Origin of the sequence: Nonomuraea africana (assembly GCF_014873535.1) — a bacterium.
GTDB lineage: Bacteria > Actinomycetota > Actinomycetes > Streptosporangiales > Streptosporangiaceae > Nonomuraea > Nonomuraea africana.
Genome location: NZ_JADBEF010000001.1, coordinates 5,906,455 through 5,930,998, shown reverse-complemented (window position 1 = coordinate 5,930,998; position 24,544 = coordinate 5,906,455). Strand labels below are relative to the sequence as shown.

At 70.8% G+C, this 24,544-nt stretch carries 24 protein-coding genes; 14 read left to right on the top strand and 10 right to left on the bottom strand.

What is annotated here, in order from left to right; translation table 11 throughout:
• Nucleotides 1-117: 117 nt before the first annotated feature.
• From ftsY to H4W81_RS28130, 3 genes are all read left to right on the top strand, one after another.
• Nucleotides 118-1,227, top strand: coding sequence for a signal recognition particle-docking protein FtsY (gene ftsY, locus H4W81_RS28135; RefSeq protein WP_192781085.1), 1,110 nt, complete (start codon nucleotides 118-120; stop codon nucleotides 1,225-1,227).
• A 91-nt stretch (nucleotides 1,228-1,318) separates the two neighbouring features.
• Entirely contained in the window at nucleotides 1,319-1,441 is a 123-nt protein-coding gene (locus H4W81_RS48820) for a hypothetical protein (protein WP_264083190.1), read from the top strand.
• A 56-nt stretch (nucleotides 1,442-1,497) separates the two neighbouring features.
• Nucleotides 1,498-3,150, top strand: a complete 1,653-nt coding sequence (locus tag H4W81_RS28130) for a tetratricopeptide repeat protein (RefSeq protein WP_192777576.1) — start codon at nucleotides 1,498-1,500, stop codon at nucleotides 3,148-3,150.
• A 22-nt stretch (nucleotides 3,151-3,172) separates the two neighbouring features.
• On the opposite strand, the gene H4W81_RS28125 is transcribed toward H4W81_RS28130, so the two are convergent.
• Genes H4W81_RS28125 through H4W81_RS28115 form a run of 3 tightly spaced genes read right to left on the bottom strand, consistent with a single transcriptional unit; the run spans nucleotide 3,173 to nucleotide 6,038 of the window.
• Nucleotides 3,173-3,955 carry an ABC transporter ATP-binding protein gene (locus tag H4W81_RS28125; protein ID WP_192777575.1) on the bottom strand — a complete coding sequence of 261 codons (783 nt, stop codon included), beginning with the start codon at nucleotides 3,953-3,955 and terminating at the stop codon, nucleotides 3,173-3,175.
• Nucleotides 3,952-4,995, bottom strand: a complete 1,044-nt coding sequence (locus H4W81_RS28120) for a FecCD family ABC transporter permease (RefSeq protein WP_318782005.1) — start codon at nucleotides 4,993-4,995, stop codon at nucleotides 3,952-3,954. The genes H4W81_RS28125 and H4W81_RS28120 overlap by 4 nt, the downstream gene beginning before the upstream one ends.
• Nucleotides 4,992-6,038, bottom strand: coding sequence for a FecCD family ABC transporter permease (locus tag H4W81_RS28115; protein WP_192777574.1), 1,047 nt, complete (start codon nucleotides 6,036-6,038; stop codon nucleotides 4,992-4,994). The genes H4W81_RS28120 and H4W81_RS28115 overlap by 4 nt, the downstream gene beginning before the upstream one ends.
• A gap of 48 nt (nucleotides 6,039-6,086) precedes the next feature.
• Here H4W81_RS28115 and H4W81_RS28110 point away from each other — a divergent pair, with 48 nt between their 5' ends.
• A complete protein-coding gene (locus tag H4W81_RS28110; RefSeq protein ID WP_192777573.1) occupies nucleotides 6,087-7,085 on the top strand; it encodes an ABC transporter substrate-binding protein in 999 nt (332 codons plus the stop codon).
• A gap of 225 nt (nucleotides 7,086-7,310) precedes the next feature.
• On the opposite strand, the gene H4W81_RS28105 is transcribed toward H4W81_RS28110, so the two are convergent.
• Nucleotides 7,311-8,381 (bottom strand): PLP-dependent cysteine synthase family protein, encoded by a 1,071-nt coding sequence (locus H4W81_RS28105; protein ID WP_192777572.1) that lies wholly within the window; start codon nucleotides 8,379-8,381, stop codon nucleotides 7,311-7,313.
• A 236-nt stretch (nucleotides 8,382-8,617) separates the two neighbouring features.
• On the opposite strand from H4W81_RS28105, the gene H4W81_RS28100 reads away from it, so the two are divergent.
• Complete coding sequence (locus H4W81_RS28100; protein ID WP_192777571.1) at nucleotides 8,618-9,214, top strand: sigma-70 family RNA polymerase sigma factor; 597 nt, start codon at nucleotides 8,618-8,620, stop codon at nucleotides 9,212-9,214.
• On the opposite strand, the gene H4W81_RS28095 is transcribed toward H4W81_RS28100, so the two are convergent.
• Both H4W81_RS28095 and H4W81_RS28090 read right to left on the bottom strand, forming a co-directional pair.
• Complete coding sequence (locus tag H4W81_RS28095) at nucleotides 9,211-10,080, bottom strand: anti-sigma factor RsbA family regulatory protein (protein ID WP_192777570.1); 870 nt, start codon at nucleotides 10,078-10,080, stop codon at nucleotides 9,211-9,213. The genes H4W81_RS28100 and H4W81_RS28095 overlap by 4 nt on opposite strands.
• 28 nt (nucleotides 10,081-10,108) lie before the next feature.
• Nucleotides 10,109-10,945 carry a DMT family transporter gene (locus H4W81_RS28090; protein WP_192777569.1) on the bottom strand — a complete coding sequence of 279 codons (837 nt, stop codon included), beginning with the start codon at nucleotides 10,943-10,945 and terminating at the stop codon, nucleotides 10,109-10,111.
• 47 nt (nucleotides 10,946-10,992) lie between these two features.
• Here H4W81_RS28090 and H4W81_RS28085 point away from each other — a divergent pair, with 47 nt between their 5' ends.
• The 8 genes from H4W81_RS28085 to H4W81_RS28050 all read left to right on the top strand — a co-directional run bounded on the left by H4W81_RS28085 (nucleotide 10,993) and on the right by H4W81_RS28050 (nucleotide 17,656).
• A complete protein-coding gene (locus H4W81_RS28085; RefSeq protein ID WP_192777568.1) occupies nucleotides 10,993-11,565 on the top strand; it encodes a helix-turn-helix domain-containing protein in 573 nt (190 codons plus the stop codon).
• Between the two features lie 90 nt (nucleotides 11,566-11,655).
• On the top strand, nucleotides 11,656-11,961 hold the full coding sequence (locus H4W81_RS28080) for a hypothetical protein (protein WP_192777567.1): 306 nt from the start codon (nucleotides 11,656-11,658) through the stop codon (nucleotides 11,959-11,961).
• 32 nt (nucleotides 11,962-11,993) lie between these two features.
• Nucleotides 11,994-12,782 (top strand): polysaccharide deacetylase family protein, encoded by a 789-nt coding sequence (locus H4W81_RS28075; protein WP_192777566.1) that lies wholly within the window; start codon nucleotides 11,994-11,996, stop codon nucleotides 12,780-12,782.
• A complete protein-coding gene (locus H4W81_RS28070) occupies nucleotides 12,779-14,284 on the top strand; it encodes a helicase HerA-like domain-containing protein (protein WP_192777565.1) in 1,506 nt (501 codons plus the stop codon). The genes H4W81_RS28075 and H4W81_RS28070 overlap by 4 nt, the downstream gene beginning before the upstream one ends.
• Nucleotides 14,285-14,313: 29 nt before the next feature.
• Complete coding sequence (locus H4W81_RS28065) at nucleotides 14,314-14,964, top strand: DUF2461 domain-containing protein (RefSeq protein WP_192777564.1); 651 nt, start codon at nucleotides 14,314-14,316, stop codon at nucleotides 14,962-14,964.
• A gap of 3 nt (nucleotides 14,965-14,967) precedes the next feature.
• Nucleotides 14,968-16,143, top strand: coding sequence for a sensor histidine kinase (locus H4W81_RS28060; protein ID WP_192777563.1), 1,176 nt, complete (start codon nucleotides 14,968-14,970; stop codon nucleotides 16,141-16,143).
• Nucleotides 16,144-16,153: 10 nt separating this feature from the next.
• A complete protein-coding gene (locus H4W81_RS28055; RefSeq protein ID WP_192777562.1) occupies nucleotides 16,154-16,810 on the top strand; it encodes a response regulator in 657 nt (218 codons plus the stop codon).
• A 108-nt stretch (nucleotides 16,811-16,918) separates the two neighbouring features.
• Nucleotides 16,919-17,656 (top strand): FkbM family methyltransferase, encoded by a 738-nt coding sequence (locus tag H4W81_RS28050; protein WP_192777561.1) that lies wholly within the window; start codon nucleotides 16,919-16,921, stop codon nucleotides 17,654-17,656.
• Here the strand turns inward: H4W81_RS28050 and H4W81_RS28045 are convergent.
• The 3 genes from H4W81_RS28045 to typA form a co-directional block, all read right to left on the bottom strand.
• Nucleotides 17,641-20,187, bottom strand: coding sequence for a hypothetical protein (locus H4W81_RS28045; RefSeq protein WP_192777560.1), 2,547 nt, complete (start codon nucleotides 20,185-20,187; stop codon nucleotides 17,641-17,643). The two genes, H4W81_RS28050 and H4W81_RS28045, sit on opposite strands and share 16 nt — an antisense overlap.
• An 86-nt stretch (nucleotides 20,188-20,273) precedes the next feature.
• The gene (locus H4W81_RS28040; protein ID WP_192777559.1) at nucleotides 20,274-20,858 is read right to left on the bottom strand and encodes a superoxide dismutase family protein; all 585 of its coding nucleotides are present in this window, start codon (nucleotides 20,856-20,858) and stop codon (nucleotides 20,274-20,276) included.
• Between the two features lie 171 nt (nucleotides 20,859-21,029).
• Nucleotides 21,030-22,883, bottom strand: a complete 1,854-nt coding sequence (typA, locus tag H4W81_RS28035; RefSeq protein ID WP_192777558.1) for a translational GTPase TypA — start codon at nucleotides 22,881-22,883, stop codon at nucleotides 21,030-21,032.
• A gap of 117 nt (nucleotides 22,884-23,000) precedes the next feature.
• Between typA and H4W81_RS28030 the strand changes: the two genes are divergently transcribed.
• The gene (locus H4W81_RS28030) at nucleotides 23,001-23,831 is read left to right on the top strand and encodes a hypothetical protein (protein WP_192777557.1); all 831 of its coding nucleotides are present in this window, start codon (nucleotides 23,001-23,003) and stop codon (nucleotides 23,829-23,831) included.
• On the opposite strand, the gene H4W81_RS28025 is transcribed toward H4W81_RS28030, so the two are convergent.
• Nucleotides 23,794-24,399 carry a TetR/AcrR family transcriptional regulator gene (locus tag H4W81_RS28025; protein ID WP_192777556.1) on the bottom strand — a complete coding sequence of 202 codons (606 nt, stop codon included), beginning with the start codon at nucleotides 24,397-24,399 and terminating at the stop codon, nucleotides 23,794-23,796. The genes H4W81_RS28030 and H4W81_RS28025 overlap by 38 nt on opposite strands.
• Between the last annotated feature and the right edge of the window lie 145 nt (nucleotides 24,400-24,544).

Below are 24,544 nucleotides of genomic sequence, written 5' to 3'. Positions count from 1 at the left end.
CGAGGTGGGTCGTAAGGCGTGACCATCCCGGACGATCTGGAAAACTGGGTGGTTGTGAGCGACTACCTCGGCATCATCGTGATCGTGGTCGTCGTCGCCCTCTTGGCGGCCGGCGGCATGTTCTTCCTGTTCAGGCCGCGCGGAAAGGCCGCGCCTCCGCCGGTCCAGCCGCCTGAGGTGAAGCCCGCCCCCGAACCGCAGGTCAAGCCGCCTGCGCCGGAGGAAGAGGGCACCACCACCACGGTGCCGCCCCCGGCCAAGCCGGCCGAGACCATGGTCAAGCCGCCGGAGCTGGAGGTCCCTCCGCCGTCCGCCGGCCGGATGGTGCGGCTGCGCTCGCGCCTGGCCCGCTCGCAGAGCACCCTCGGCAAGGGCCTGCTGGAGCTGCTGTCCAGAGACCGGCTCGACGACGAGGTCTGGGACGAGATCGAGGAGCGCCTCATCACCGCCGACGTCGGCATCGCGCCGACCCAGATGATGGTGGAGGAGCTGCGCACCAAGGTCAAGGTGCTCGGCACCCGCACCCCTGAGGAGGTGCGCGGCCTGCTGCGCGAGGAGCTGCTCAAGCAGATCGACCCCGAGCTCGACCGCACCCTGCACGTCGCCAAGCACGGCGAGCGTCCCGCGGTCGTGCTGGTCGTCGGCGTCAACGGCACGGGCAAGACCACGACCACCGGCAAGCTGGCCCGCTCCCTGGTCGGCGACGGCAAGCAGGTCGTGCTCGGCGCGGCCGACACCTTCCGCGCCGCGGCGGCCGACCAGCTGCAGACGTGGGGCGACAGGGTGGGCGCCGAGGTCGTGCGTGGCCCCGAGGGCGGCGACCCCGCCTCGGTGGCCTTCGAGGCCACGGCCAAGGGCATCGAGGACAAGGTCGACGTGGTCATCGTCGACACCGCGGGCAGGCTCCACACCAAGACCGGCCTGATGGACGAGCTCGGCAAGGTCAAGCGCGTCATCGAGAAGAAGGCGACGGTCGACGAGGTCCTGCTCGTCCTCGACGCCACGACGGGCCAGAACGGCATGCGCCAGGCCCAGGTCTTCGCCGAAGTGGTGAACATCACGGGCATCGCGCTGACCAAGCTCGACGGCACGGCCAAGGGCGGCATCGTCATCTCGGTGCAGCGAGAGCTCGGCGTGCCGGTCAAGCTGGCGGGTCTCGGCGAGGGTCCCGACGACCTGGCGCCCTTCGACGCCGAGGTGTTCGTCGACGCCATCCTGGGTGACTGACCAGGCGAATATTTCGCTTCTGGAGCGACAGTAGGGAGACCTGTAGGGAAATGTCCCTTACCGGTCGGGGGGTTGTGAGTAGACCGTTCCCGTGTTGATATTGGGCGATCGTTTGTCATTGATCCCGAAAGAGGACCGCATGAAGAAGGTCGTTGTTCACAAGCCGGGCACGGTCAAGCTGACCGGTGCCGCGACGCCGAAGCACGCGGCCTGACCAAGGCTGAGGGAGTCGGTGCCTACGGTGAGGGCATCGGCTCCCTTCCGCATCTCATGAACCAGATCGTTCTTGACGCCGATCGGCGGTTGCGCGGTCCGTACACGCTGGCCAGTGGGCTGCTGCACGTGCTCGTGCCGGAGGCGCTCGCGCGCTGGCCCGAGCTGGTCCACGCCCACGACATCGAGATCAGGGCCGCCGCTCCCGGGCTGAGGGAGCTGGTGCCGGCCCGGCGGTCGTCGCTGGCCGACCGCGTGGCGCAGGAGGAGCGCATCCTGGTGCCCGCGCCCCGCCGCACGTTGCGGCTGGCCAACGGGCTGGCCGAGTTCGTCCGCGACCACCTGGGCCGCGGCGGGCCCCTGACGGTCACGGTCGCCAACGCGGGCGAGGCCGACGCGACCGACACCGAGTTCCTGGAGGTGCTCGGGCGCAGGGTGCCCGCGCAGCTGCTGGTGATCGCCGACGGAGCGAGCACGCCCAGGGAAGGCACGCTGCCGCTCGACACCGACCGCTACCGCAACGAGGGCTTCCACCACGCGATGGCCGAGGCGGGCGCGCTGCTGCTGCCCGAGCTGGCCGAGGACTCGGAGGAGTGGTGGACAATCCTGCACCGGACCACCACGGCCCTGGCGGCGCTGGAGCGGGAGGAGGAGGCGCGGGCGCTGCTCGACCACGCCAGAAAGGTGAGCGTCACCGCCAAGCACCGCGCCACCTGCGCCTACGCGACCGCGATGCTGCTGGTCAGGCATCACGACCCGGCCATGCGCGACCCCGAGGAGGCGCTGGCCTGGATCAACGAGGCGATCACGATCACCGATCTGCTGCCCGACCCCCGGCTGCGCGCCTTCCACCTGAGCTTCGACCTGAACGGCAAGGCGCTGGTGCAGGTGCGGAGGGGCCGCTTCGAGGAGGCCGCGGACCTGGTCGAGCGGGCCATCGAGCTGGCCGAGAGCGACCTCGCCCCCCGCGAGCAGCCGATCCACAAGCTGGTCCTGCGCGCCAACCGGGCGCTGCTGCGCGGCACGAGCACGGCGGCGCTGGCCGACCTCGACTACACGATCGCCGCCGACCCCGGCTACCCCGACTACTACCTCGACAGGGGAAACCTCCTGCTCAAGCTGGGTAGGCCCGAGGAGGCCCGGGCCGACTACGAGACGGCGATGCGGGTCGGGCCGCCCTTCCCCGAGCCCTACTACAACAGGTCCGAGCTGCGTTTCGCGGAGGGTGACCTGGAGGGCGCGCTGGCCGACCTCGACTACGCGATCGAGCTGGATCCCGGCTTCACCGACGCCTACGTCAACAGGGCGGGGCTGCTGGTGGCCATGGGTGAGTACGCCAGGGCGAGGGCGGATGCCGAACGCGACCCCGCCAACCCTTACCTGCTGTGCGTGCTCGGGCAGGTGGAGGCGGCCGAAGGGCACCAGGAGGAGGCCTACAAGGCCTTCGGCTCCGCGCTGGAGCGCGACCCCTCCATGGTGACCGCGCTGGCGGCCAGGGGCGTGCTCTCCTACGAGAACGGCGACCTCGCGTCGTCCGTCGCCGACCTGACGAGGGCGATCGAGCTGGCGGAAAGCGCCGAGCTGCGCTTCAACCGATCGGTGGCGCTGCGGGCGCTGGGCAGGACGGAAGAGGCCCGCGCCGACCTCCTCAGGGCGAGGGAACTGTCCCCCGGCGACGGGGACGTACGGCGCGCGCTGGCCGAGCCGTGAGCCGCGCCGTCGATGACCCGGGCTAGGACCTGCGGCCGATGGGCACCACCAGCGGGGTGCCCGCGACCGGGTCGGCGATGACCTTGGCGTCCAGGTCGAACACCTCGCGCAGCAGACCCTCGGTCAGCACCTCGTGCGGGGTGCCCGCCGCGACGACCCGGCCCTCGCGCATGGCGACCAGGCGGTCGGTGTAGCGGGCGGCCAGGTTGAGGTCGTGCAGCACCATGACGATGGTCCGGCCCGCCTCCTGGTGCAGGTGGCGTACCAGCTCCAGCACCTCCACCTGGTGCGACAGGTCGAGGAAGGTGGTCGGCTCGTCGAGCAGGAGCAGGTCGGTGCCCTGGGCCAGCGCCATGGAGATCCAGGCGCGCTGGCGCTGCCCGCCCGACAGCTCGTCCAGTGGACGCTCGGCGAGATCGGCCAGCCCGGTCATGGTCAGCGCCTCGGCGACAGACGACTCGTCGTCGGAGGACCACTGGCGGTACCAGGTCTGGTGCGGGTGCCTGCCCCTGGCCACCAGGTCGGCCACGGTCAGCCCCTCGGGCGCGGTGGGCGACTGGGGCAGCATGCCGAGGACCTTGGCGACCTCGCGGGTGGAGATCTTGTCGATGCGCTTGCCGTCGAGGAGGACCTCGCCGCCCGTGGGCTTCATGAGCCTGCCGAGGGCGCGCAGCAGCGTGGACTTGCCGCAGCCGTTCGGGCCGATGATCGTGGTGACGGTGCCCGCCTCGACGCCGAGGTCGAGACCGTCCACGATGACACGCTCGCCGTAGGCGAGCCGGACGTCGCGTGCCTGGAGTCTCATTTGCGGGCCCTCCAGATGAGGTGGATCAGGTACGGCGCGCCCAGCACCGCCGTGACGACGCCGACGGGCAGCTCGATGGGGGAGAAGGCGGTGCGGGCGATGAGGTCGGCGGCGGTGGTGAGCAACGCGCCGATCACCGCGGAGGCCAGCAGCGGCGGCTGGGCCGACCTGGTCAGGCGCAGCGCGATCTGCGGGGAGGCCAGCGCGACGAAGGCGATGGGCCCCGCCGAGGCGGTGGCGACCGCGGCCAGCAGCACCGCGGCCAGGATCATCAGCCCGCGCGCGAGGTTCATCCGCACGCCGAGTGAGGTCACGGTGTCGTCACCGAAGCGGAGCGCGTCGAGCGAGCGGGTGCCGAGCAGCGTGGCGGGGATCAGCACGGCCAGCGCGAGGGCGACCGGCCCGACGTGCTCCCAGCCGCGGCCGTTGAGCGAGCCGCTGATCCAGACCATGGCCCTGCCGGTGTCGTTGACGTCGCCGACGGTCAGCAGCCAGAACTTCACGTTCGTGAACACCGCGGCCACGCCGATGCCGACCAGGACCAGCCGGTAGCCGTCGAGGCCGCGCCGCCACGCGAGCGAGTAGACGATCACCGCGCCCGCCAGGCCGCCGAGCAGGGCGAGGGCGGGGATGCCGAAGGTGGCCAGCGCCCCGCTGACGCCGCCCGCCGCGCTGCCGCTCAGCACCACGCCCGCGACCACGGTGACCGAGGCGCCCGTGGTGACGCCGAGGATCTCGGGGCTGGCCAGCGGGTTGCGGGCGATCGACTGGGTGATCGCGCCCGCCAGGGCGAGGGCGGCGCCGACGAGCGCGCCGGTCAGCGCGCGGGGCAGGCGCAGCTCCATGACGACGAAGTGGTTGTCGCTGCCCGCGTCGACGACCGCGCGCAGCACCTCGGCCACACTCATCGGGATGTCGCCGATGCGCATGTTGAGCGCCATCAGCAGCACGACGACGGCGAGGCCGCCCACGGTGACCACGACGCCGCGCGGCCTTACCCGCCAGGAGAGACCTGCGACCCGCAGGGCGAGAGCGCTCACAGCCGCACCGGCTTCCTGCGCCTGACCAGCGCGACGAAGAAGGGGGCGCCCATCAGGGCGAGCACGATGCCGACCTCCAGTTCGCCGGGCGGCGCGACCACGCGGCCGATCACGTCGGCGAACAGCAGCAGCGCCGCGCCCACCAGCCCCGAGTACGGCAGCAGCCACCGGTGGTCGGTGCCCGACAGCGGGCGGACCAGGTGCGGGACGATGAGCCCGATGAAGGATAGCGACCCGCACGCCGCGACGCTCGCGCCGGCCAGCAGGGTGACGGCGGCGATGCCGATGCCCCTGGTGAGCCCGATGTTCTGGCCGAGGCTGCGGGCGACGTCCTCGCCGAGGGAGAGGGCGTTCAGACCGGGGGCGTTGATCAGCGCGAGCAGCAGGCCCACCACGATGAACGGCAGCACCTGCCAGACGACCTCCGCGCCCCTCGCGGCGATGGAGCCCGACTGCCAGAACCTGAAGACGTCCATGGCCTGCTCGTCGATCAGCACCAGCGCCGAGGTGAGCGCGTAGAGGAAGGCGCTGACCGCCGTGCCGGCGAGGGCCAGCGTGACGGGGGTCGGGCCGCCTCTGCCGCCCACCATGCCGAGCGCGAAGACGCCGACGCTGGCGATCAGCGCGCCCGCCAGCCCGAACCAGATGTAGGCGTAGAGGCTGGTCATGCCGAGGAAGATGATGCTGGCGACCATGGCGAACGCCGCGCCCTGCGTGACACCGAGCAGTCCTGGGTCGGCCAGCGGGTTGCGGGTGTGGCCCTGCATCAGCGCGCCCGCGACGCCGAGCGCGATGCCCGCCAGGACACCGAGCACGGTGCGCGGCACGCGGAGCGAGCGGATGACGATGTCGTTCTCGGTGCCGGTGGGGGAGGTCAGCGCGTGCCAGGCGTCGGTGAGCGGGACCGGCTTCGAGCCGATGGTGATGCTCATCACGATGGCGATCGCCACGATGGCGAGAAGCGCGCCGAACACGGCGGTGCGTCTCCTCACCTGCTCCTCCTCGCTGTTGCCGACCCGGGTGAAGTATGCCAGCTTAGGCATAGCTAATCTAAATGAGGTTTGCCTAACCTAAATGTGAGAGGGATCCGGATGAGAGCGTTTCGCGCCGTGGCCATGGGCGTGGCGGGGGCCGTACTGAGCCTGGGCCTGGCCGCCTGTGGCTCGACCAGCACCACCGCCGCCGGCCAGCCCGCCGGGACGCAGCCCGCCGAGGGGCAGCCGTTCCGCGTCATCAAGCACGCGATGGGCGAGACGAAGATCCCTGCCCAGCCCAAGCGTGTCGTCGCGCTCGACCAGAGCTTCGTGGACGCGGTGCTCACGCTGGAGACCCCGGTGGTCGGCTACACGACCTACCGCTCGATCGACGACAAGCTGCCGGACTACCTCGGCTCCGTCGCCACCGAGTACGGCAAGGAGGCCACGCCGGTCGGCACGCTCGAGCAGCCGAGCCTGGAGAAGATCATGGCGCTCAAGCCCGACCTGATCGTCTCGGCGAAGGTGCGGCACGAGGCCCTCTACGCGAAGCTGTCGCAGATCGCGCCCACGGTGTTCAGCGAGACCACCGGCGCCATCTGGAAGGAGAACGTCCGCCTGATGGGGCAGGCGCTCGGCAAGGAGGAGCTCGCCGAGACCAGGCTCAGGGACTTCGAGGCGCGCGCGGCCAAGATCGGCGAGGCGATCAAGGCGAAGGACGGCGAGCTGCCGACCGTCTCGGTGGTCCGCTTCGCCGGCGAGCCGACGACCAGGCTCTACGTCGAGAACTCCTACTCGGGCATCGTGCTGAAGGACGTCGGCTTCCCGCGCCCCGCCGACCAGCCGAAGGACCCGAACGCGATCGCCGTGGACATCAGCCAGGAGCGCATCGCCGACTTCGACGCCGACCACATCTTCGTCTCGACCTACGCCGACCCGTCGGCGGAGGGCCCGAAGAAGCAGTTCGTGAACAACCCACTGTGGGGCAAGCTCAAGGGTGAGAAGCACGACGTGAACGACGCCACGTGGATGAGCGCGGTCGGCATCCAGGGCGCGCACGCGATCCTCGACGACCTCGCCAAGATCTTCGAGGTCGACCCGGCGCGCGCGGCCTGACCCTGCTCTTCTCCTCCCGTACGGCAACTCCTGTACGGCAACGCAAGGCCCCGCGCCACCCTCGGCGCGGGGCCGGCGTCTTTCCAGGGCTACGCATCACCGGGAGCGCGTGGCGAGCCGCCGTTACGGACGGCGTGACGGCGGCCCGCCGAAGTCCTGCTGGGCGGCGCGCCTTCGGCGGACGGGACCACGCTCCCGCGGAGGCGCCAGATCCGGCTTGCCGTACTAACTGGTGAGGAAGGAACGGAAGGTCGCGAGATCGGGGGCGATGTCGATGCCCTTCGACGCCAGCCACGCGTCGTCGCCGTACGTGCATCGGTAGCGGTCGCCGCTGTCGCAGATGAGCGTGACGATGCTGCCCTGGTCGCCCGCCGCCCGCATCTCCGTGATGAGCTGCACGGCCGCCGCCACGTTCGTGCCGGTGGATCCGCCCACGTCGCGCCCGGTCACCTCACGTACCCAGCGCATCGCGGCGATCGAGGCGGCGTCGGGCACCTGGATCATCCTGTCGATCACGCCGGGCAGGAACGAGGGCTCCACGCGCGGCCTGCCGATGCCCTCGATGCGCGAGCCGGGCGCGGCGACCTCCTCGCCCGACGTCCACGACGGGTAGAACGCCGAGCCCGCGGGGTCCACCACCGCCAGCCGCGTGCTGTAGCGCCGGTAGCGGATGTAGCGGCCGATCGTGGCGGACGTGCCGCCGGTGCCCGCGCCGACCACGATCCACTCGGGCTCGGGATAGGGCTCCATGGACATCTGCGCGTAGATCGACTCGGCGATGTTGTTGTTGCCGCGCCAGTCGGTGGCGCGCTCGGCGTAGGTGAACTGGTCCATGAAGTGGCCGCCGGTCTCCGCGGTGATCCTGCGCGACTCCTCGTAGATCGAGGAGGGGTCCTCGACGAGGTGGCACTTGCCGCCGTAGAACTCGATGAGCGAGATCTTCTCGGGAGAGGTGCTCGCGGGCATCACCGCGACGAAGGGCAGGCCGACCAACCGGGCGAAGTACGCCTCGCTGACCGCGGTCGAGCCGCTGGAGGCCTCGACGATCGTGGTGGTGGGACCGATCCAGCCGTTCGCCAGCCCGTAGAGGAAAAGGGAACGGGCCAGCCGGTGCTTGAGTGAACCAGTGGGGTGGACCGACTCGTCTTTGAGATAGAGGTTTACCCCCCAGTGCGGGGGCAGCGGAAACACATGGAGGTGAGTGTCAGAGCTGCGGTTGGTGTCGGCCTCCACCTTGCGAATGGCCTCAGCCACCCAGCGCCGGGCTCGACTGTCGTGACGGTCCACGTATTCCATGGTCAATACGCTATCTCATGTGACTCTGACCACTATCCATGGAAAATTGAGGGGAGAGTGTTACGATAATGAGACTTGTCCGGCCGTGGACGTGATGGTGCACGCCGCGAGCATACGGACCGATCGGCCCCCTGACCAGGTAGAACGCCTAACGCCGCCCTTACGCCGGGCTTGCGAGGATGATTACTCCTGGGCGATTGACAGGCATCCGGGGGGAGAGCACGGAGGGGGATTCTATGATCACTATGACCGATGAGCAGCGCCAGGACTGGTTCGAACGAGACGTCGTTCCGGTGACCTCGCAGCTGTTCGCCTCCGCGATGCGCCTTACCCGCAACACGGCTGACGCCGAGGACCTCGTCCAGGAGACCGTGGCCAAGGCGTACACGTCCTACCACCAGTTCCGCGAGGGCACCAACCTCAAGGCGTGGCTGCACCGGATCCTGACCAACAACTTCATCAACGACTACCGCAAGAAGCAGCGCTCGCCGAAGCTTGCCGCCGCCGAGGAGGTCGAGGACTGGCAGCTGCACGCGGCTGAGTCGCACATGTCCAGCGGGCTGAAGTCCGCCGAGACCGAGGCGCTCGAGCGGCTGCCCGACAGCGCGGTGATGAACGCCCTGCGCGCGCTGCCCGAGGACTTCAGGGTCGCGGTCTACCTCGCCGATGTTGAGGGCTTTCCCTACAAGGAGATCGCCGAGCGGATGGGCACCCCCATTGGAACCGTGATGTCCCGGCTGCACCGCGGTCGTCGACAGCTGCGGTCCATGTTGGAGGGCTACGCCCTCGAGGAGGGCGCCGTGCGCCTTCCCGCCCAGCGTGCCGCCGCCTAGGCCTTCTTCATGTGCAGGCGCACGCGCAGGCCGCCGCCGTCGGCCCGTACCAGAACGTGATCGCACAACTGACGACTTATCCAGAGCCCGTATCCCCGAGGGGATTCGGGCTCTGGCGGTATGTAGCCGGGTAACGGGTCGTCGAGCGCGGCGCCGCCGGGGTCGAGGACCTCGCACACCACCTCGTCGCCCTCGGTCCACATGGCGACCGTGCCGTGACCCGCGCCGTGCTCGACGCTGTTGGCGGCGATCTCCGAGACGCTCAGCACGAGCGAGGCGACGAGGTTGCGGTCCATGCCCGCCTCCCTGGCGAAGTCGGAGACGCGCCTGCGCAGCCGGTTGAGCGTGTGGGCGGCGAACGACGTCACCATCGCCGTGCCGTTCGGCTCGGGGAGCGGGGCCTGGTCGCCGTCGAGCACCAGCGACCGCGGATCCACGTAGCGGACGCTGAGCACCTCGGGGTGGGTGAGGTAGGCCCGCGCCGCGAACTCCGTGCGGTAAAGGCACAGCAGCGTGGCGTCGACCCCGCCGAGCGCGGCGTTGGTGATCGACTCGTAGCGGATCCACTCCCTGGACTCGCGCTCGTCCCAGCTCTCCCACGGCGGCTCGCCGACGACCAGTGTCCGCCGCCCCCGCATGTAGTCGAGGTAGGCGGCCAGCGTGCGGTGCGGGTGACCGTACCACCGGCTGGAGAGCCTGGTGTCGACCTCGACGTCCAGCAGCGCGAGCTTCGCCGCGTCGGTGACCACCAGTACCTGTCTGCCCTCGGCCAGCGCGTGCCGGACGCGAGGCAGGACCATCCGGAGAAAACCCTCATCGGAGTCGTACGGCACGGCGACATGCCTGAACGTCCGGTCCGGATGCACGGCCAGACCGTAACAAGCGCTTGACTAACTACGCAACGGCTATCAACGCGACAGCGCCGAGCGCGAAGGCGACCCCCGCCACCTGGATGCCCTGCAACCGCTCGCCGAGCACGTACCGGGCCAGGACCAGCGTGCTGGCCGGGTACAGCGAGACCAGCACGGCGACCAGGCTGAGCAGGCCCTCCTGCTCGGCGAGCAGGTAGAGGACGTTGGCCGCCATGTCGAGCACCCCGGCCAGCGCGATGATGCCGAGCGCGCCTTCGCCCGGCTTCAGCGTTCTGCGGGTGACGAGGGCCAGCAGCACGACGAGGCTGATCGAGGCGATTCTGGCGCCGACGAGGGGCCACAGGCCGCTGCCTTCGGGGGCCTGCCCGAGCAGGATGAAGAAGCCGCCGAAGCCAGCGCCCGCCGCCAGCGCGGTGGCGATCGAGGTGAGCGAGGAGCGCTGCTCGGTCGCCGGACTCCTGCTCACCAGCAGCACCGACAGCAGCGCGAGCGCGATGCCCACCAGTTGCACGGCCGCCGGTCGCTCCCCGCTGATCAGCCCGAACAGCACCGGCAGCGCCGCGGAGGTGACCGCCGTCGTGGGCGCCACCACCGACATCACGCCGGTGGCCAGCGCCCGGTAGAACAGCACCAGCCCGGCCGCTCCGGCCAGGCCGGCGCCGAGACCCCAGGTGACCGCGGCCTCGGACGGCGCTCCGGGCAGAACCGGCAGCATCGCCAGCACCAGGGCGAATCCGGCGATCTGTGACAGCACCACGACCGAGAGCACACGGGATCGTCGCGTGGCCAGGCCGCCGCAGAAGTCCGCTGTGCCGTACACGAGGGCGCACGCTGTCGCCAAGATCACCGCAGTTGTCATGCGCTTAGTACAGCACATTGATAAGAGTGTTCACTACACTGGACTTCATGGATCCCGAGACGATCACGGCGGCGATCGCCACGAACGTGCGCGCCCAGCGCGCCCACCGCGGGCTGACCCTCGACGCCCTTGCCGCCAGGTCGGGGGTGAGCCGCGGCATGCTGGTGCAGGTCGAGCAGGGCCGTACCAACCCGAGCATCACCACCCTGGTGCGGATCGCCGACGCGCTCAGCGTCAGCGTCGCCCGCCTGCTGGAGGTCTCCGACACCCCGCTGGTGCGGGTGGTGCCCGCCGCCGAGATCGTCACCTTCAAGCAGGGAGACGGCTCGGCGAGGCTGCTGGTCGGTACCGACGCCCCCGCCATCCTGGAGCTGTGGGAGTGGCGTCTCGCGCCCGGCGAGCACCACGACGGCGACGCGCACCTGCCGGGCGCGCGCGAGATGCTGTGGGTGCTGTCGGGCGAGCTGACGCTGACCGTGTACGGCAGGAGCCACGCGGTCGCGACGGGCGACGCCGTCGTCTTCTCCGCCGATCGCCCCCACCGCTACGCCAACGAGGGCCGGGAGGAACTCCGGATGGTGATGGTCGTTAGCGAGCCGAGGGAGACCCCTGACCACTAGGCTCCAAAACCCCGGAGTTCCCGGACTCGATCGTGCGCAAGCTGGGTACATCCCCTGTTGTGCGACACGTCCTCGACAGGGGGTTGTGCGTTGTCTGAGTCCCGTGCTGCGATCGAGAAGCTTCACGCGGAGCTGACCGGCTTGGGGGTGACCAGCGCCTACGAGGTGGGAGATGACGCCACTCTCTCGGTATGGATCGGGCTGGTCGTGCGGTTCCGTGAGGGGTTTTACCGTTGGCAGGAGGGCGCGGTGAAACGTCGGCATCTGGGTACGGATCCGGTTGGATGTGCCATACGCGTGGCGCGTCGTTACACGGAACTGCAGGCTGATGTCCCAGTCTGGTGGGAAGACCTGGCAAAAGAGCTTCGGGGGGGCTCGGTTCAGGATTATCCGTGATGTGATCCCCCGTGTCGCTTTCGGGGGGAAGCATGCGGGTGTGGCCAGGGCTGCTCGCCTTGCTGCTGGCGGCCGGCTGCGGCGCCCACGAGGTGGCGAAGGGGCCCGTGGCCGTCCCGCTCAGCGCGAGGGTTCCGGTCAGGGTCGAGTCCGACGTCCTGGCGCGGTCGCTCGCCGCCGCGCAGCCGGGCTGGCCCAGGCCGGTGGAGCGGGTCGACTGCACATACGCCAAGTGCGTGGCGCTGACCTTCGACGACGGCCCAGGTGACTACACGCGGTGGCTCCTCGACCTGCTCGACGAGCGCGAGGTGAGGGCGACCTTCTTCGTGGTCGGGCAGAGGGTGGCGGCCGACAAGGAGCACAACCTGGCGCGCATGGTCGAGGAGGGGCACGAACTCGGCAACCACTCGTGGAGCCACGCTCAGCTCACCACGCTGCCGATCGAGGGCATCAGGCGGGAGCTCCTGCGCACCCAGGACCTGGTCGAGCGGGTCGCGGGGGTGCGGATGAGGGTGATGCGGCCGCCGTTCGGGTCGACCGGCAAACGGGTGGCGGAGGAGACCCGCAGGGAGCAGCTCGCGCAGATCCTGTGGAACGTCGACACCTTCGACTGGCGCGACCGCGTCGCCTCCGTGGTGGCCAAGCGCGCGGTCAGGGCCACGCGGGGCTCGATCGTGCTCCTGCACGACATCCACCGCACGACCGTTGAGGCCGTGCCCGACGTGATCGACGTCCTGGCGAAGCGGGGCTACAAGTTCGTCACCGTCTCCGAGCTGTACGGCAGGACACCCGATCCCGGCAGGAAGTACACCGAACGATGACGCAGGGCTATGACTTCGAGGGGCCGGCGCTGCGGCTGGGCGTCCTCATGGAGAACGGCGAGCCGCGGCCCGACGCGCCCATCAGGGTGCCGTTGCGGATGTTCAACAGGCACGGGCTGGTGGCCGGTGCCACGGGCACCGGCAAGACCAAGACGCTCCAGGTGATGGCCGAGCAGCTGTCGGAGCAGGGCGTGCCGGTCTTCCTCGCCGACATCAAGGGCGACCTGTCCGGCATGGCCTCGCCGGGCGAGTCCTCGGAGGGGCTGCTGAAGCGGACGGCGGGCATCGGGCAGGACTGGTCGGGCGTGGCGTGCCCCGTGGAGTTCTACGCGCTGGGCGGGATGGGCGAGGGTGTGCCGCTGCGCGCCACGATGACCGCCTTCGGGCCGACGCTGCTGGCCAAGGTGCTCGAGCTGAACGAGACCCAGGAGTCGTCGCTCGGCCTCGTCTTCCACTTCGCCGACACCAACGGCCTGCCGCTGCTGGACATGAAGGACCTGCGGGCGGTCATCCAGTACCTGATCGACAACCCGGACGTGCTGAAGGGCGTCGGCGGCCTGTCGAAGCAGACGGCGGGGGTGATCCTGCGCGCGCTGACCAACCTGTCGGCCGAGGGCGCCGACCAGTTCTTCGGCGAGCCCGAGTTCGACACACATGACCTGCTGCGGGTCACGCCCGACGGCAGGGGCGTGGTCTCGATCCTGGAGCTGCCCTCGGTGCAGGACCGGCCGGTCCTCTTCTCCACCTTCCTGATGTGGCTGCTGGCCGACCTGTTCGGCGACCTGCCCGAGGTGGGCGACCCCGACAAGCCCCGGCTCGTCTTCTTCTTCGACGAGGCGCACCTGCTCTTCACCGACGCCTCCAAGGCGTTCCTGCGCTCGATCACCCAGACCGTTCGGCTGATCAGGTCGAAGGGGGTCGGCGTGTTCTTCGTCACCCAGACGCCCAAGGACGTGCCCGCCGACGTGCTGGCGCAGCTCGGGGCCAGGGTCCAGCACGCGCTACGGGCCTTCACCCCGCAGGACGCCAAGGCGCTGAAGGCGACGGTCTCCACCTTCCCGCACTCCTCCTACGACCTGGAGGAGCTGCTGACCCAGCTCGGCATCGGCGAGGCCGTCGTGACCGTGCTATCGGACAAGGGCGTGCCCACCCCGGTGGCGTGGACCAGACTGCAGGCGCCCCGCTCGCTCATGGCGCCCTCGGACCCCTCGGTCGTCGCCGGCATCGTCGCAGCCTCGCCGCTGCGGTCCAGGTACGGCCAGGAGATCGACCGGCAGTCGGCCTACGAGCTGCTGGCCGCGCGGGTGGCGCCCCCGCCCGCCGCGCCCGAACCCGCGCCGCGCGAACCAGTGCCACCCGCGCCGGCTCCGGAACAGCCGTCCGTGCTGGAGTCGGTGCTGGGCTCGTCGATCTTCAAGTCGTTCGCCAGGTCGGCCGCCAGCTCGCTGGGCCGCGAGATCAGCCGCTCGATCTTCGGTACGGCCAAGCGGCGGCGGCGCTGACCGCCGGCGCCGCATGGCACCCTGTGAGCATGGGATTCACCGGCTTCCCCGACGAGGCCTTCGTCTTCTACGAGGGCCTCGAGGCGGACAACAGCAAGGTCTACTTCACCCGCCACAGGCAGCTCTACGAGGAGGCGGTCAGGGAGCCCATGCTCGCGCTGGCCGAGGAGCTGGCTCCGGAGTTCGGGGTGGCCCAGCTGTTCAGGCCGTACCGGGACGTGCGGTTCGCCAAGGACAAGTCGCCCTACAAGACCCACCAGGGCGCCTTCATCGAGCTCATGCCGGGCATCGGCCGCTACGTGCGGATCGACGCCACCGGTCTCTACACCGCGGGCGGCTGGTACTCCACCGCCTCCGACCAGGTGGCCCGCTACCGCGCGGCGGTCGACGAGGACCTGTCGGGCAAGCGGCTGCAGCGCATCGCCGACGGGCTCGCCGAGCGCGGCTACGTCGCCGAGGGCGACCGGCTCAAGACCAGGCCGCGCGGGGTGCCCGAAGACCATCCGCGCATCGAGCTGCTGCGGCACCGCTCGCTCTACTTCGGCCGCCACTTCGAGCCCGAGCCGTGGGTGCACACCGAGGCGGCGGCCGACAGGGTCCGCGTCACGTGGCGCGACTACGCCGAGCTGATCGATTGGCTGTGCACCCATGTCAGGGGCAGCGAGCTGCCTCCGCACTGACCCATGGTGCTGAGTGCGGCCCACCGCGCCCGGATCCCCGCCTCCGTGCGCTTCGAGCCGCGTCCCATGCTGTGGCGGTGGCCGTTCATGGTCGCGGCGGGCCTGCTGTTCGCGGCCAACGCGCTGATCCTGCGTGACCTCGCGGGCGTCCTGGTCGCGCTCCTGCTGGCGCTGCCCGTCGCGCTGTGCTGGTACCGGCCGATGGCGGCGTGGTGGGCGATGGTGGCGGGGCTCGCCGTCACCACGCCCTTCACGGTGCTCGTGGGCGGGCTCGTCGTGCCGCCCTGGTACCTCAACCAGCTGCCCGTTCCGCTGATCGTGCTCTACGTGCTCGCCCTGTCGGTACCGCTGAGGGTGGCGCTGCCCGCGCTGGCGATCACGCTCGGCGTCGGCTGCGCCATCGCGGCGCTGGTCGTGGCCGGCGGGCCGAACACCGCGACGGGCGTGCTGACCTGGGCGCTGGCGCTGGTCGTGGCGCTGCTGCTCGGGCACGCCAGCAGGGCTAGGAGGGAGAGCACGCTGCGGATCGCCGAGGAACGCGGCCTGCGGAGGGTGCTGGAGGAGCGCGCGCGGATCGCGCGAGACCTGCACGACGTCGTGGCCCACCACATGTCGGTGATCGCTGTCCAGGCGGCGACCGCGCCCTACCGCATCGGTGAGGGGATGTCCGAGCGGGTGGCGGCGGAGTTCGAGGCCGTCAACGCCGCCGCCCGCTCGTCGCTCGGCGAGCTGCGGCAGCTGCTGAGCGTGCTGCGCGATCCGTCGGCGCCGCAGCCGGGGCTGGCCGAGCTGCCGGGCCTGGTCGCCGCCACGCGGAGCGCCGGGCTCCCCGTACGGCTGGAGCTGCCCGATCCGCTGCCCGCCGTGCCCGACGAGGTGTCGCAGGCGGCCTACCGGATCGCGCAGGAGTCCATGAGCAACGTGGTCAGGCATGCCGCGGGCGCCTCGACCGTGGTCCGCGCCCACCTCGACGAGAAAGGCGGCAGCCTGGTGATCGAGGTGGTCAACGGGCGGCCGCCCGCGCCGCTGTCGCCGCTGCGGTCGGGCGGCGGCCTCGAGGGCATGCGCGAGCGGGTCGCCGCCCTCGGCGGTTCGCTCGCGGCCGGGCCGGACGGCGAGGGCGGCTTCGCGGTGCGGGCGATGCTGCCCCTGGGGTCCGATGGCGAGCCTGCGCGGTGAGGTGGTGACGATGATCTCGGTTCTGGTCGCGGAGGACCAGGGCATGGTGCGGGCCGGGTTCGCCGCGCTGCTGGCCGCCCAGCCCGACATGCGGGTCGCGGGCGAGGCCGCCGACGGGATGGCGGCGGTCGAGGCGGCGCGCGAGCTGCGCCCCGACGTGGTGCTCATGGACATCAGGATGCCCCGCATGGACGGCCTCGAGGCCACCAGGCGGATCATGGCGGCCGGGCAGCCGACGAAGGTGCTCATCCTCACCACCTTCGACGTCGACGACTACGTCTACGCCGCCCTGCGTAGCGGCGCGAGCGGGTTCCTGCTCAAGGACGCGCCGCCGTACGACCTGATCAACGGGGTCAGGGTGGTCGCCGCCGGCGACGGGCTGCTCGCGCCCTCGGTGACCCGCAGGCTGATCGAGGAGTTCGCCGCGCGGCGGCCGGCCGACACCCGGGAGGCGCTGCGGCTCAACGCGCTGACCGCCCGCGAGACCGACGTGCTCAGGCTGATCGCGGGCGGGCTCGCCAACGCGGAGATCGCCGCGGAGCTGACGGTCGCAGAGGAGACGGTGAAGTCGCACGTCGGCCGCCTGTTCGCCAAGCTCGGCCTGCGCGACAGGGCCCAGGCCGTGGTCTTCGCCTACGAGAGCGGGCTGGTCGTCCCCGGCGGGTGACTGCCCCCGTGGGGTGAGCGCGAGACCGGGTAATGCGCTCCACGGAGGGATCCCCGCGCACCCTTCGCCTTCCTACCGTCTCCCTGTCACCACACCGACGGGGAGATCATGTTGACGAGACTGGAGCTCATGGCAGGCGCCTTCCGCGCGGGCGCCGCGCTGGCGCTGAGCGAGCCGGAGATCCGCGGGCTGGGCCGGCTGGTCCGGCAGGGCGACGTCTGCTTCGACATCGGGGCGGCCTACGGCATGTACACCTATCCGCTGGCCGCGCTCGTCGGGCCCGGCGGGCAGGTGCACAGCTTCGAGCCGCTGCCCAACCCCTTCCGTCTCCTGGCGGCGGGGCGCCGTGTCTCGGGGGCCGAGCGCATCCGCGTCACCAACGCGGCGCTCGGCCCGGCGCCCGGCCGCGAGCTCATGACCCTGCCGTACCGGTTCGGCCTGCCCATCCACGGCTGGGCGCATCTGCGGACCGGCCAGCGCCGTCCGAGCAGGTCGATCTCCTTCTCCTCCACCAGGACGCTGAAGGTGGAGGTGCGGGGCGTCGACGAGTACTGCGACGAGCACGGCATCGACAGGGTCGCCTTCATGAAGGTCGACGTGGAGGGGTTCGAGGCCAGGGTGCTGGAGGGCGCGGCGCGGACCATCGACAGGCACCGCCCCGCGCTGCTGCTGGAGATCGAGGAGCGCCACCTGGACAAGTACGGCATGACCGCGGCCGACCTGGCCGACCCGCTGCGCGAGCGCGGCTATCTCATGTACGCCTGGCACCGCGGCCGCTGGGCCAGGGTGAACTCGGTGACGACCGCCCGGCGCAACTACCTGTTCGCCGCTCAGGGCGCGCTCTGACTCGTGGAGGAGCCCGCCTTGAGAATGCGGTCAACGGTGTTGCCGGCCGCCGACGTCGCGGCCGCCGTGCCCGCCGCGATCACCACCGCGACCACCGGGGTGGCGAGGCTGCGCACGCTCCTGACGTTGCGCACCCTGGCCCACGGCTCCCCCGCGACGTACATGATCCGCCACTCCCAGTAGAGCCCGAGGCCGATGCAGACCAGCGCGACCTGCCCGACCACGATCGCCAGCACCTGCAGCTTGTCCCAGCCGCCGATGTCGGGGTCGACGAGCGAGGGGACGTAGGCCGACAGCTCGGTGACCAGCGCCGCGCTCATCAGGTAGAGCGCCTTGGTGACCGGCTGCGTGCCCCGCAGGCGGGGATAGAAGTAGCCGTAGACGAACCCGAAGGCGGGCAGCGCGACCAGGAAGCGCGAGTCGAACACCCAGCTCGTCAGCTCGACCCCCGAGGGCCAGCCGTAGATGAGCGCGAAGGGCAGCGACAGCAGCAGGCTGACGACGAACGCCGCCAGGCCGTTCTGCCACGGCGAGCAGCCCGCCGAGGAGGCGAAGGCGGTCTCGGTGTGCGGAGGGTCCTTGGTGAGGGCGCGGTCGAGGGCGAGGCGCTGCTGCTCGAAGTCCTCCATCGTGATCTCGCCCGCGCCCAGCCTGGCCCGGCCGAGCCGGTAGAGCTCCTGCTCCGACACGTGCAGCAGCCGCCGGTGCAGCGCCTGCCTGATCAGCTCGCGGTGCTCGAGGCGGGAGGCGGGCTCGGGGATCTCGGGCCGCGGCCCGAGCAGCAGCCACGCCGCCGCCGCCCACGCCACCAGTGAGGTGATGGCCAGCGACGGCAGCGGCAGGTCGATCACGCTGGAGTCGGCGTCGGTGCGGGGAGTGAGATAGAGCACCATCAGGCAGACGAGCACCGTCGCCTGGACGGCGGGGTCGGCCACGGCGGCCAGATCGGCGCCGAGACGGCGCAACCTGAGCACGAACAGCACGAAGGTCAGCAGCAGGAGCCCGAGCACGCCGCGGGTCACCTCGTTGAGCGGCTGGCCGAGCACGGGAGGCAACGGGCTCTCCGGCGGCCGCTGGTCGGGCTGGACGCTCCACGAGCCGGTGTCCAGCCATTCGGTGGGCCAGCCGAGCAGTAACAGGCTGCCGAGGACCGCCACCACGATCGCCGTGCGCGACCACGACCTGGTGGCGACCGCCGCCCCCGCGATCGGGATCAGGGACCAGCACAGCGCGAGGACCAGCCGTACGCTGTCGGGCGGGAAGTAGCCGCCGCTCATCAGCGCGCGCACCCACAGCGCCAGCGCGAGGGCGCCGACGGCGACGCCGGCACTCACCGCGGCCAGCCGCGCGACCAGGACCGCGATGCCGAGGTCGGCGCCGAAGGCGACCGCGGAGCCCGCCGCCGCCAGCGCCGCCGTCGCGGTGCCCACCGCCAGCGTCGCCGGCGGCACCTGCCCGTGGATGAACGACCAGGCCAGCATGCCGCTGGCGACGAGCACGCCGACACCGGTGACGAGCAGCGCGTCCTTGGAGGTCCACGGCGGCGGGCCCGGCACGACCCTGCGCGCGTGCCGGAGCGCCAGCACGGGCAGCGCGCCGAAGAGGATCACCGGCCCCAGGTACGGCATGTCCGCCATGAAGAGCGCGAACGTGAGCGCCACCGCGCACAGGCCGGCGCCCGCGGCCAGCTCGCGGTTGGACATGCGCCGCCACCAGGCCGGTCCGAGCGCCTTGGCCAGGTAGACGGTCAGCGCGATCGCGGTGAACACGCTGAGCACGGGCGTCCAGGAGAACAGGTCCTGCTGCGTGGCGTCGGGCCTGCCGTACGTCCTGTGGGCCAGATGGAGGTGCGCGGGGCCCGCGTAGGCGGTGAACTCCAGCCGCCCCGCCCCCTCGCGGTCGGGCGTGACCCGCTCGGCCCTGAACACGATCCACTGCGGGGAGATCACCGTGATCTTCCGCTCGGGCACCGCCCCTGTCGCGGTGGGCGGCAGGAAGTCGAGCCTCGGCAGCGCGTCCTGCTCGACCTGGCGCAGCAGCGTGAGGGTGAAGCGGATGGTGGTGCGCCCGTTCGAGGTCGTGAGCACGGGGGCGAGCCTGGTGGTGGCGGCGAGGACGGCGGTGTCCTCGGCCTTCACCGCGCCGAGCTGCCGGTCGGTGAAGCCCTGGATGTCGTCGGGGAAGGCGCCCTCCGAACGGAGGATCGCGGCCTGCTGGTCGGTGCTGTCGAGCGTGAGGCGATGGACGACGGTGATCTTCATCTGCCTGAGGCGCTCGTCGATCTTCCCCTCCGGGACCGCGGCCAGGTCGGCGTCCGTCGCGTCGGCGACGGTGACCTCGGTGGTCAGCTCGGGAGGGGTGCGGGGCGGAGCGTGCTCCAGGAACCCGTAGGTCTCGAGCAGGGAGGGCGAGTGGGGGGCCGGGCGCGGAACCGTGGTGGTGACCGGTCTGGCCGCGGCCACGCACCAGGCGATCGCCCCGACGGAGAGCGCGGCGAGCGCGTACGCGACGATCTTCCGCAGCCACCCCACACCCAGCATGATCCACGGCACACGGTAACGGAGCGGTTACCGGAAGGCACCAGCAGGAGCACGATGGCCGTGCGGGCCGGGGGTCGCTACTTGATCACTCCGCAGGCGATGCGGCCGCCGGCGTCGCCGGTCCTCAGCGTCATCTCGTCGGGGCCGTTGCGGGCGTAGCGCGAGGGGATGTTGGCGAAGTTGTCGGGCAGCGCATGGACGATCACCGCGCTGCCGTCCTGGTCGGTGAGGTGACCGACCTTGAACCTGTCGGTCGTGAAGGACGCGGCGCCCCTGCCGTCCGCGTTGACCAGCAGCGAGGGCAGATCGCCCGCGTGCGCCGCGTGCGAGCCGCCGGTGATGTCGAAGTGCCCGCCCGCCGTGTGGAACGGCGTGGTCTTCCCGGTCGCCGGGTCGACGGCCTTGGGGTCGCAGGTGCCCATGGCGTGGATGTGGAAACCGTGGAAGCCCTTGGGCAGCCCGGTGACCTGGACGGTCACGCGCGAGGTGTTGTGCGCGTCGGGTGCGACCGTCAGCTTGCCCACGTCGCGGCCCGCGACGTCGCGGATGACGGACTCGAGCCTGACCGAGCCCCCCGTGGTCCCGGCGACGGCGTTGACGCCGACGGCGGCCACGCCCGCCGCCATGACCACGGTGACGGCGAGGTGGGTTTTGCGGAGCATGGTGACCTGCCTCGTGAGAAAAGATGACCTCTTCACACTCGTTGCCCGGCACCGGAGGCATTCAGCCCATGCGTGGAGGTTCCCTGGACAGACCTTTACCGCCCTTTCGGGACGGCCGGAAATGCCGCGACCGCCACCCTGCGGACAGGATGGCGGTCGAGGTCAGGAGCGTCAGTTGGAGCGCTTGGCGCGGGCGGCTGCCCGGCCGCGGGTGGCGGCGTCGAGCACCACCTTGCGGATGCGCACCGTCTCCGGCGTGATCTCCACGCACTCGTCCTCGCGGATGAACTCCAGCGCCTGCTCGAGCGACAGCACCCGCGGCGGGATCAGCGTCTCGGTGACGTCGGCCGTGGAGGAGCGCATGTTGGTGAGCTTCTTCTCCTTGGTGATGTTGACGTCCATGTCGTCGGAGCGGGAGTTCTCGCCGACGATCATGCCCTCGTACACCTCGGTGCCGGGGGAGACGAACAGGATGCCGCGCTCCTGCAGGTTCGTCATCGCGAAGGCGGTGACGGGACCCGAGCGGTCGGCGACCAGCGAGCCGTTGTTGCGGGTGCGCAGCTCGCCGAACCAGGGCTCGTAGGCCTCGAAGACGTGGTGGACCAGGCCGGTGCCGCGCGTCTCGGTGAGGAACTCGGTGCGGAAGCCGATCAGACCGCGGGCCGGCACCACGAACTCCATGCGGATCCAGCCGGTGCCGTGGTTGGTCATGTGCTCCATGCGGCCCTTGCGGACGGCGAGCAGCTGCGTGACCGCGCCGAGGTACTCCTCGGGGCAGTCGACGGTGAGGCGCTCGACCGGCTCGTGGATCTTGCCGTCGATGACCTTCGTGACCACCTGCGGCTTGCCCACGGTCAGCTCGTAGCCCTCACGCCGCATCTGCTCGACCAGGATGGCCAGCGCCAGCTCGCCACGGCCCTGGACCTCCCACGCGTCGGGCCGGTCGGTGGGGAGCACGCGCAGCGACACGTTGCCGACGAGCTCCTTCTCGAGGCGGTCCTTGACCATGCGGGCGGTGACCTTGGAGCCCTTGACCCTGCCGACCAGCGGGCTGGTGTTGGTGCCGATCGTCATCGAGATCGCGGGCTCGTCGACGGTGATCAGCGGCAGCGGGCGCGGGTCCTCGGGGTCGGCGAGGGTCTCACCGATCATGATCTCGGGGATGCCGGCGATGGCGATGATGTCGCCGGGGCCCGCCTCCTCGGCCGGCTTGCGCTCCAGCGCGTCGGTCATGAGCAGCTCGGTGATCTTGACCCGCTGGATCGTGCCGTCGGTGCGGCACCATGCGACCTGCTGGCCCTTCTTCATCGTGCCCTGGTGGATGCGGCACAGCGCGATCCTGCCCAGGTAGGACGAGGCGTCGAGGTTGGTGACGTGCGCCTGCAGCGGCGCGCTCGGGTCGTAGGTCGGCGCCGGGATCGTCGACTTGATGACGTCGAACAGCGGCTCGAGGTCGTCGGAGTCGGGCATCCCGCCGTCCTCCGGACGGTTGAGCGACGCGCGACCCGCCTTGGCGGAGGCGTAGACGATCGGGAAGTCGATCTGCTCCTCGGTGGCGTCGAGGTCCATGAAGAGCTCGTAGACCTCGTCGACGACCTCCTTGATGCGGGCGTCGGGGCGGTCGACCTTGTTGATGCACAGGATGACCGGCATCTTCGCGGCGAACGCCTTGCGCAGCACGAACCGCGTCTGCGGCAGCGGGCCCTCGGAGGCGTCGACGAGCAGGACCACACCGTCGACCATCGACAGGCCGCGCTCGACCTCGCCACCGAAGTCGGCGTGGCCGGGGGTGTCGATGATGTTGAGCGTCATGTCGCCGTGCTTGACGGCGGTGTTCTTCGCGAGAATGGTGATGCCCTTCTCGCGCTCGAGGTCGTTGGAGTCCATGACGCGGTCGTCGACGTCCTGGTTGGCGCGGAAGGCGCCGGACTGCCAGAGCATGGCATCCACGAGAGTGGTCTTGCCGTGGTCGACGTGCGCGATGATCGCGATGTTCCGCAGGTCGTCGCGGCTGTTCAAAGGCATGATGAGGTCTCACTCTGTGTTCGTGGAAGCTGGCCGCGGGACGTCGCGACATACCCAGTTTAGTTGATCCCGTTACCACCCTTGGTGCGGCGGGCACAACGGGGCACACTTCACCCTGTGTCCTCCCATCTGCGGCATGTCCGTCACCTGCTCGACGAGGGCCGTTTCCCTTGGGCGCATTCGTACGTGGATCGGCTGATCGCCGACGCGCCTGGCGACCCGGAGCCGCTGTTGCTGAAGGCGCTGGTCCTGGATCACCAGGGCCGCCCCTTCGAGGAGCCGGCACGACGGGCGGCGGCGCTGGGGGGCCACTACACCCCGCTGCTCGAACGGCCGGCTCCCGCCCCTGCCTGGCGTGACACCCCCGGGGCGTGGGTCTTCGTCTTCGTGCTCCTGACGAGCGTCTTCGAGGTCGTCGGAGAGCACGTCACCGGCCTCGACGACCTGCCGTGGGGCGGCGCGCCCGGCGTGCTGCTCGCGGTCGGCGCGTGCGTGGGGTGCTGGGCCGCCCTGATCAAGCGGAAGAGGCAGTCGCCCGTCGAGGTGGCCAGGGGCCGGATCGCCTGGGCCAGGGCCGTCTACGCGGGCCTGGACGACCGGAACCTCCGCTTCCGCGCGGGCCTCGCCTCTCTCGGCCTGTTCGTCGTCCCCGTTCTGGCGAGCGTGGGCCCCGAGATGATCCCGTTCGTCGCGCCGGCCCTCTCCGAGATCGTCTGGACCGCGCTGCTCTGCGCGGCAGGCGCGGCGCTCGCCTGGCTCTCGATGTGCGCCGCCCTCCTCAGGGCGCTGCGGGTGAGCTGGGTGGTGCGGGTCAACGTGGTGCTGGCGGGGGCGCTCCTGGCCGCACCGGTGTGGGCGCTCGGGGCCTGGCTGCTGACGCTGCCGTGGGTGATCATGCTGGGGGTCGGGCTCAGGCGGGAGGGCGCGCTTCAGCGCCGCCCGCGCTGAGGAACGGCACCAGGTGGCGGCGGGCGAAGGCGCGGGCCTGGTCGTCGTTCTCCAGCGGGATCGCCGACGACGGAGTCAGCAGGAACGACAGCGAGATCCTGATGAACATCTCCGCGATCGCCTCCGCGTCGGGCGAGTCGAGGTGCGACGCCACGAACTCCCTCGCCACCGCCATGTACGGCTCGGCGCCAAGAGTGAGGTGCGGCAGGATCGTCTCGGGCTCGGTGGCCAGCAGGCGGCCGAGCAGGGAATGGCCGCGCACCAGCCGCAACGTCACCGCGAACCCCTCGGCGACCTGTTCGGCGGGGGTCGGCAGCCCCGCGACCGCCCGCTCGAAGTCGCGCAGGAAGCGGCGCAGCTCCCGCAGGATCACGCCCTGGATGAGGTCGTTCTTGCGGGCGAAGCGCCGGTAGACGGTGACCCGCGACAGGCCCGCCTGCCTGGCGACGTCGTCCACGGTCGTGCCGCGCACCCCGTACTCCAGGAACCGCGCGTAGGCCGCGTCGAGGATCCGCTCACTGGCCGAGTCGGCGCCGTCGTCGGCGTGGAGCAGCTCGAGGAGCGTCATGAGACAAGAATAGGAGTTTTGTATCACCCTGTCCCCATCCCCGGGAACGCGCTGGTGGGCCGGTCACGCGGGAAGAGATCGAAATCCCGAAGATGACCCTCCATGTGCGCGAAGATGGGACCGCGCCGCTGCTAGCCCCTGAACC

Bases quoted from the DNA above. Each gene is read 5' to 3' on its own strand.
- ftsY (WP_192781085.1), top strand. From the start codon at position 118: ATGTTCTTCCTGTTCAGGCCGCGCGGAAAGGCCGCGCCTCCGCCGGTC.
- H4W81_RS28130 (WP_192777576.1), top strand. From the start codon at position 1,498: ATGAACCAGATCGTTCTTGACGCCGATCGGCGGTTGCGCGGTCCGTAC.
- H4W81_RS28125 (WP_192777575.1), bottom strand. From the start codon at position 3,955: ATGAGACTCCAGGCACGCGACGTCCGGCTCGCCTACGGCGAGCGTGTC.
- H4W81_RS28115 (WP_192777574.1), bottom strand. From the start codon at position 6,038: ATGCCTAAGCTGGCATACTTCACCCGGGTCGGCAACAGCGAGGAGGAG.
- H4W81_RS28110 (WP_192777573.1), top strand. From the start codon at position 6,087: ATGAGAGCGTTTCGCGCCGTGGCCATGGGCGTGGCGGGGGCCGTACTG.
- H4W81_RS28105 (WP_192777572.1), bottom strand. From the start codon at position 8,381: ATGGAATACGTGGACCGTCACGACAGTCGAGCCCGGCGCTGGGTGGCT.
- H4W81_RS28100 (WP_192777571.1), top strand. From the start codon at position 8,618: ATGATCACTATGACCGATGAGCAGCGCCAGGACTGGTTCGAACGAGAC.
- H4W81_RS28090 (WP_192777569.1), bottom strand. From the start codon at position 10,945: ATGACAACTGCGGTGATCTTGGCGACAGCGTGCGCCCTCGTGTACGGC.
- H4W81_RS28085 (WP_192777568.1), top strand. From the start codon at position 10,993: ATGGATCCCGAGACGATCACGGCGGCGATCGCCACGAACGTGCGCGCC.
- H4W81_RS28075 (WP_192777566.1), top strand. From the start codon at position 11,994: ATGCGGGTGTGGCCAGGGCTGCTCGCCTTGCTGCTGGCGGCCGGCTGC.
- H4W81_RS28070 (WP_192777565.1), top strand. From the start codon at position 12,779: ATGACGCAGGGCTATGACTTCGAGGGGCCGGCGCTGCGGCTGGGCGTC.
- H4W81_RS28065 (WP_192777564.1), top strand. From the start codon at position 14,314: ATGGGATTCACCGGCTTCCCCGACGAGGCCTTCGTCTTCTACGAGGGC.
- H4W81_RS28060 (WP_192777563.1), top strand. From the start codon at position 14,968: ATGGTGCTGAGTGCGGCCCACCGCGCCCGGATCCCCGCCTCCGTGCGC.
- H4W81_RS28055 (WP_192777562.1), top strand. From the start codon at position 16,154: ATGATCTCGGTTCTGGTCGCGGAGGACCAGGGCATGGTGCGGGCCGGG.
- H4W81_RS28050 (WP_192777561.1), top strand. From the start codon at position 16,919: ATGTTGACGAGACTGGAGCTCATGGCAGGCGCCTTCCGCGCGGGCGCC.
- H4W81_RS28040 (WP_192777559.1), bottom strand. From the start codon at position 20,858: ATGCTCCGCAAAACCCACCTCGCCGTCACCGTGGTCATGGCGGCGGGC.
- typA (WP_192777558.1), bottom strand. From the start codon at position 22,883: ATGCCTTTGAACAGCCGCGACGACCTGCGGAACATCGCGATCATCGCG.
- H4W81_RS28025 (WP_192777556.1), bottom strand. From the start codon at position 24,399: ATGACGCTCCTCGAGCTGCTCCACGCCGACGACGGCGCCGACTCGGCC.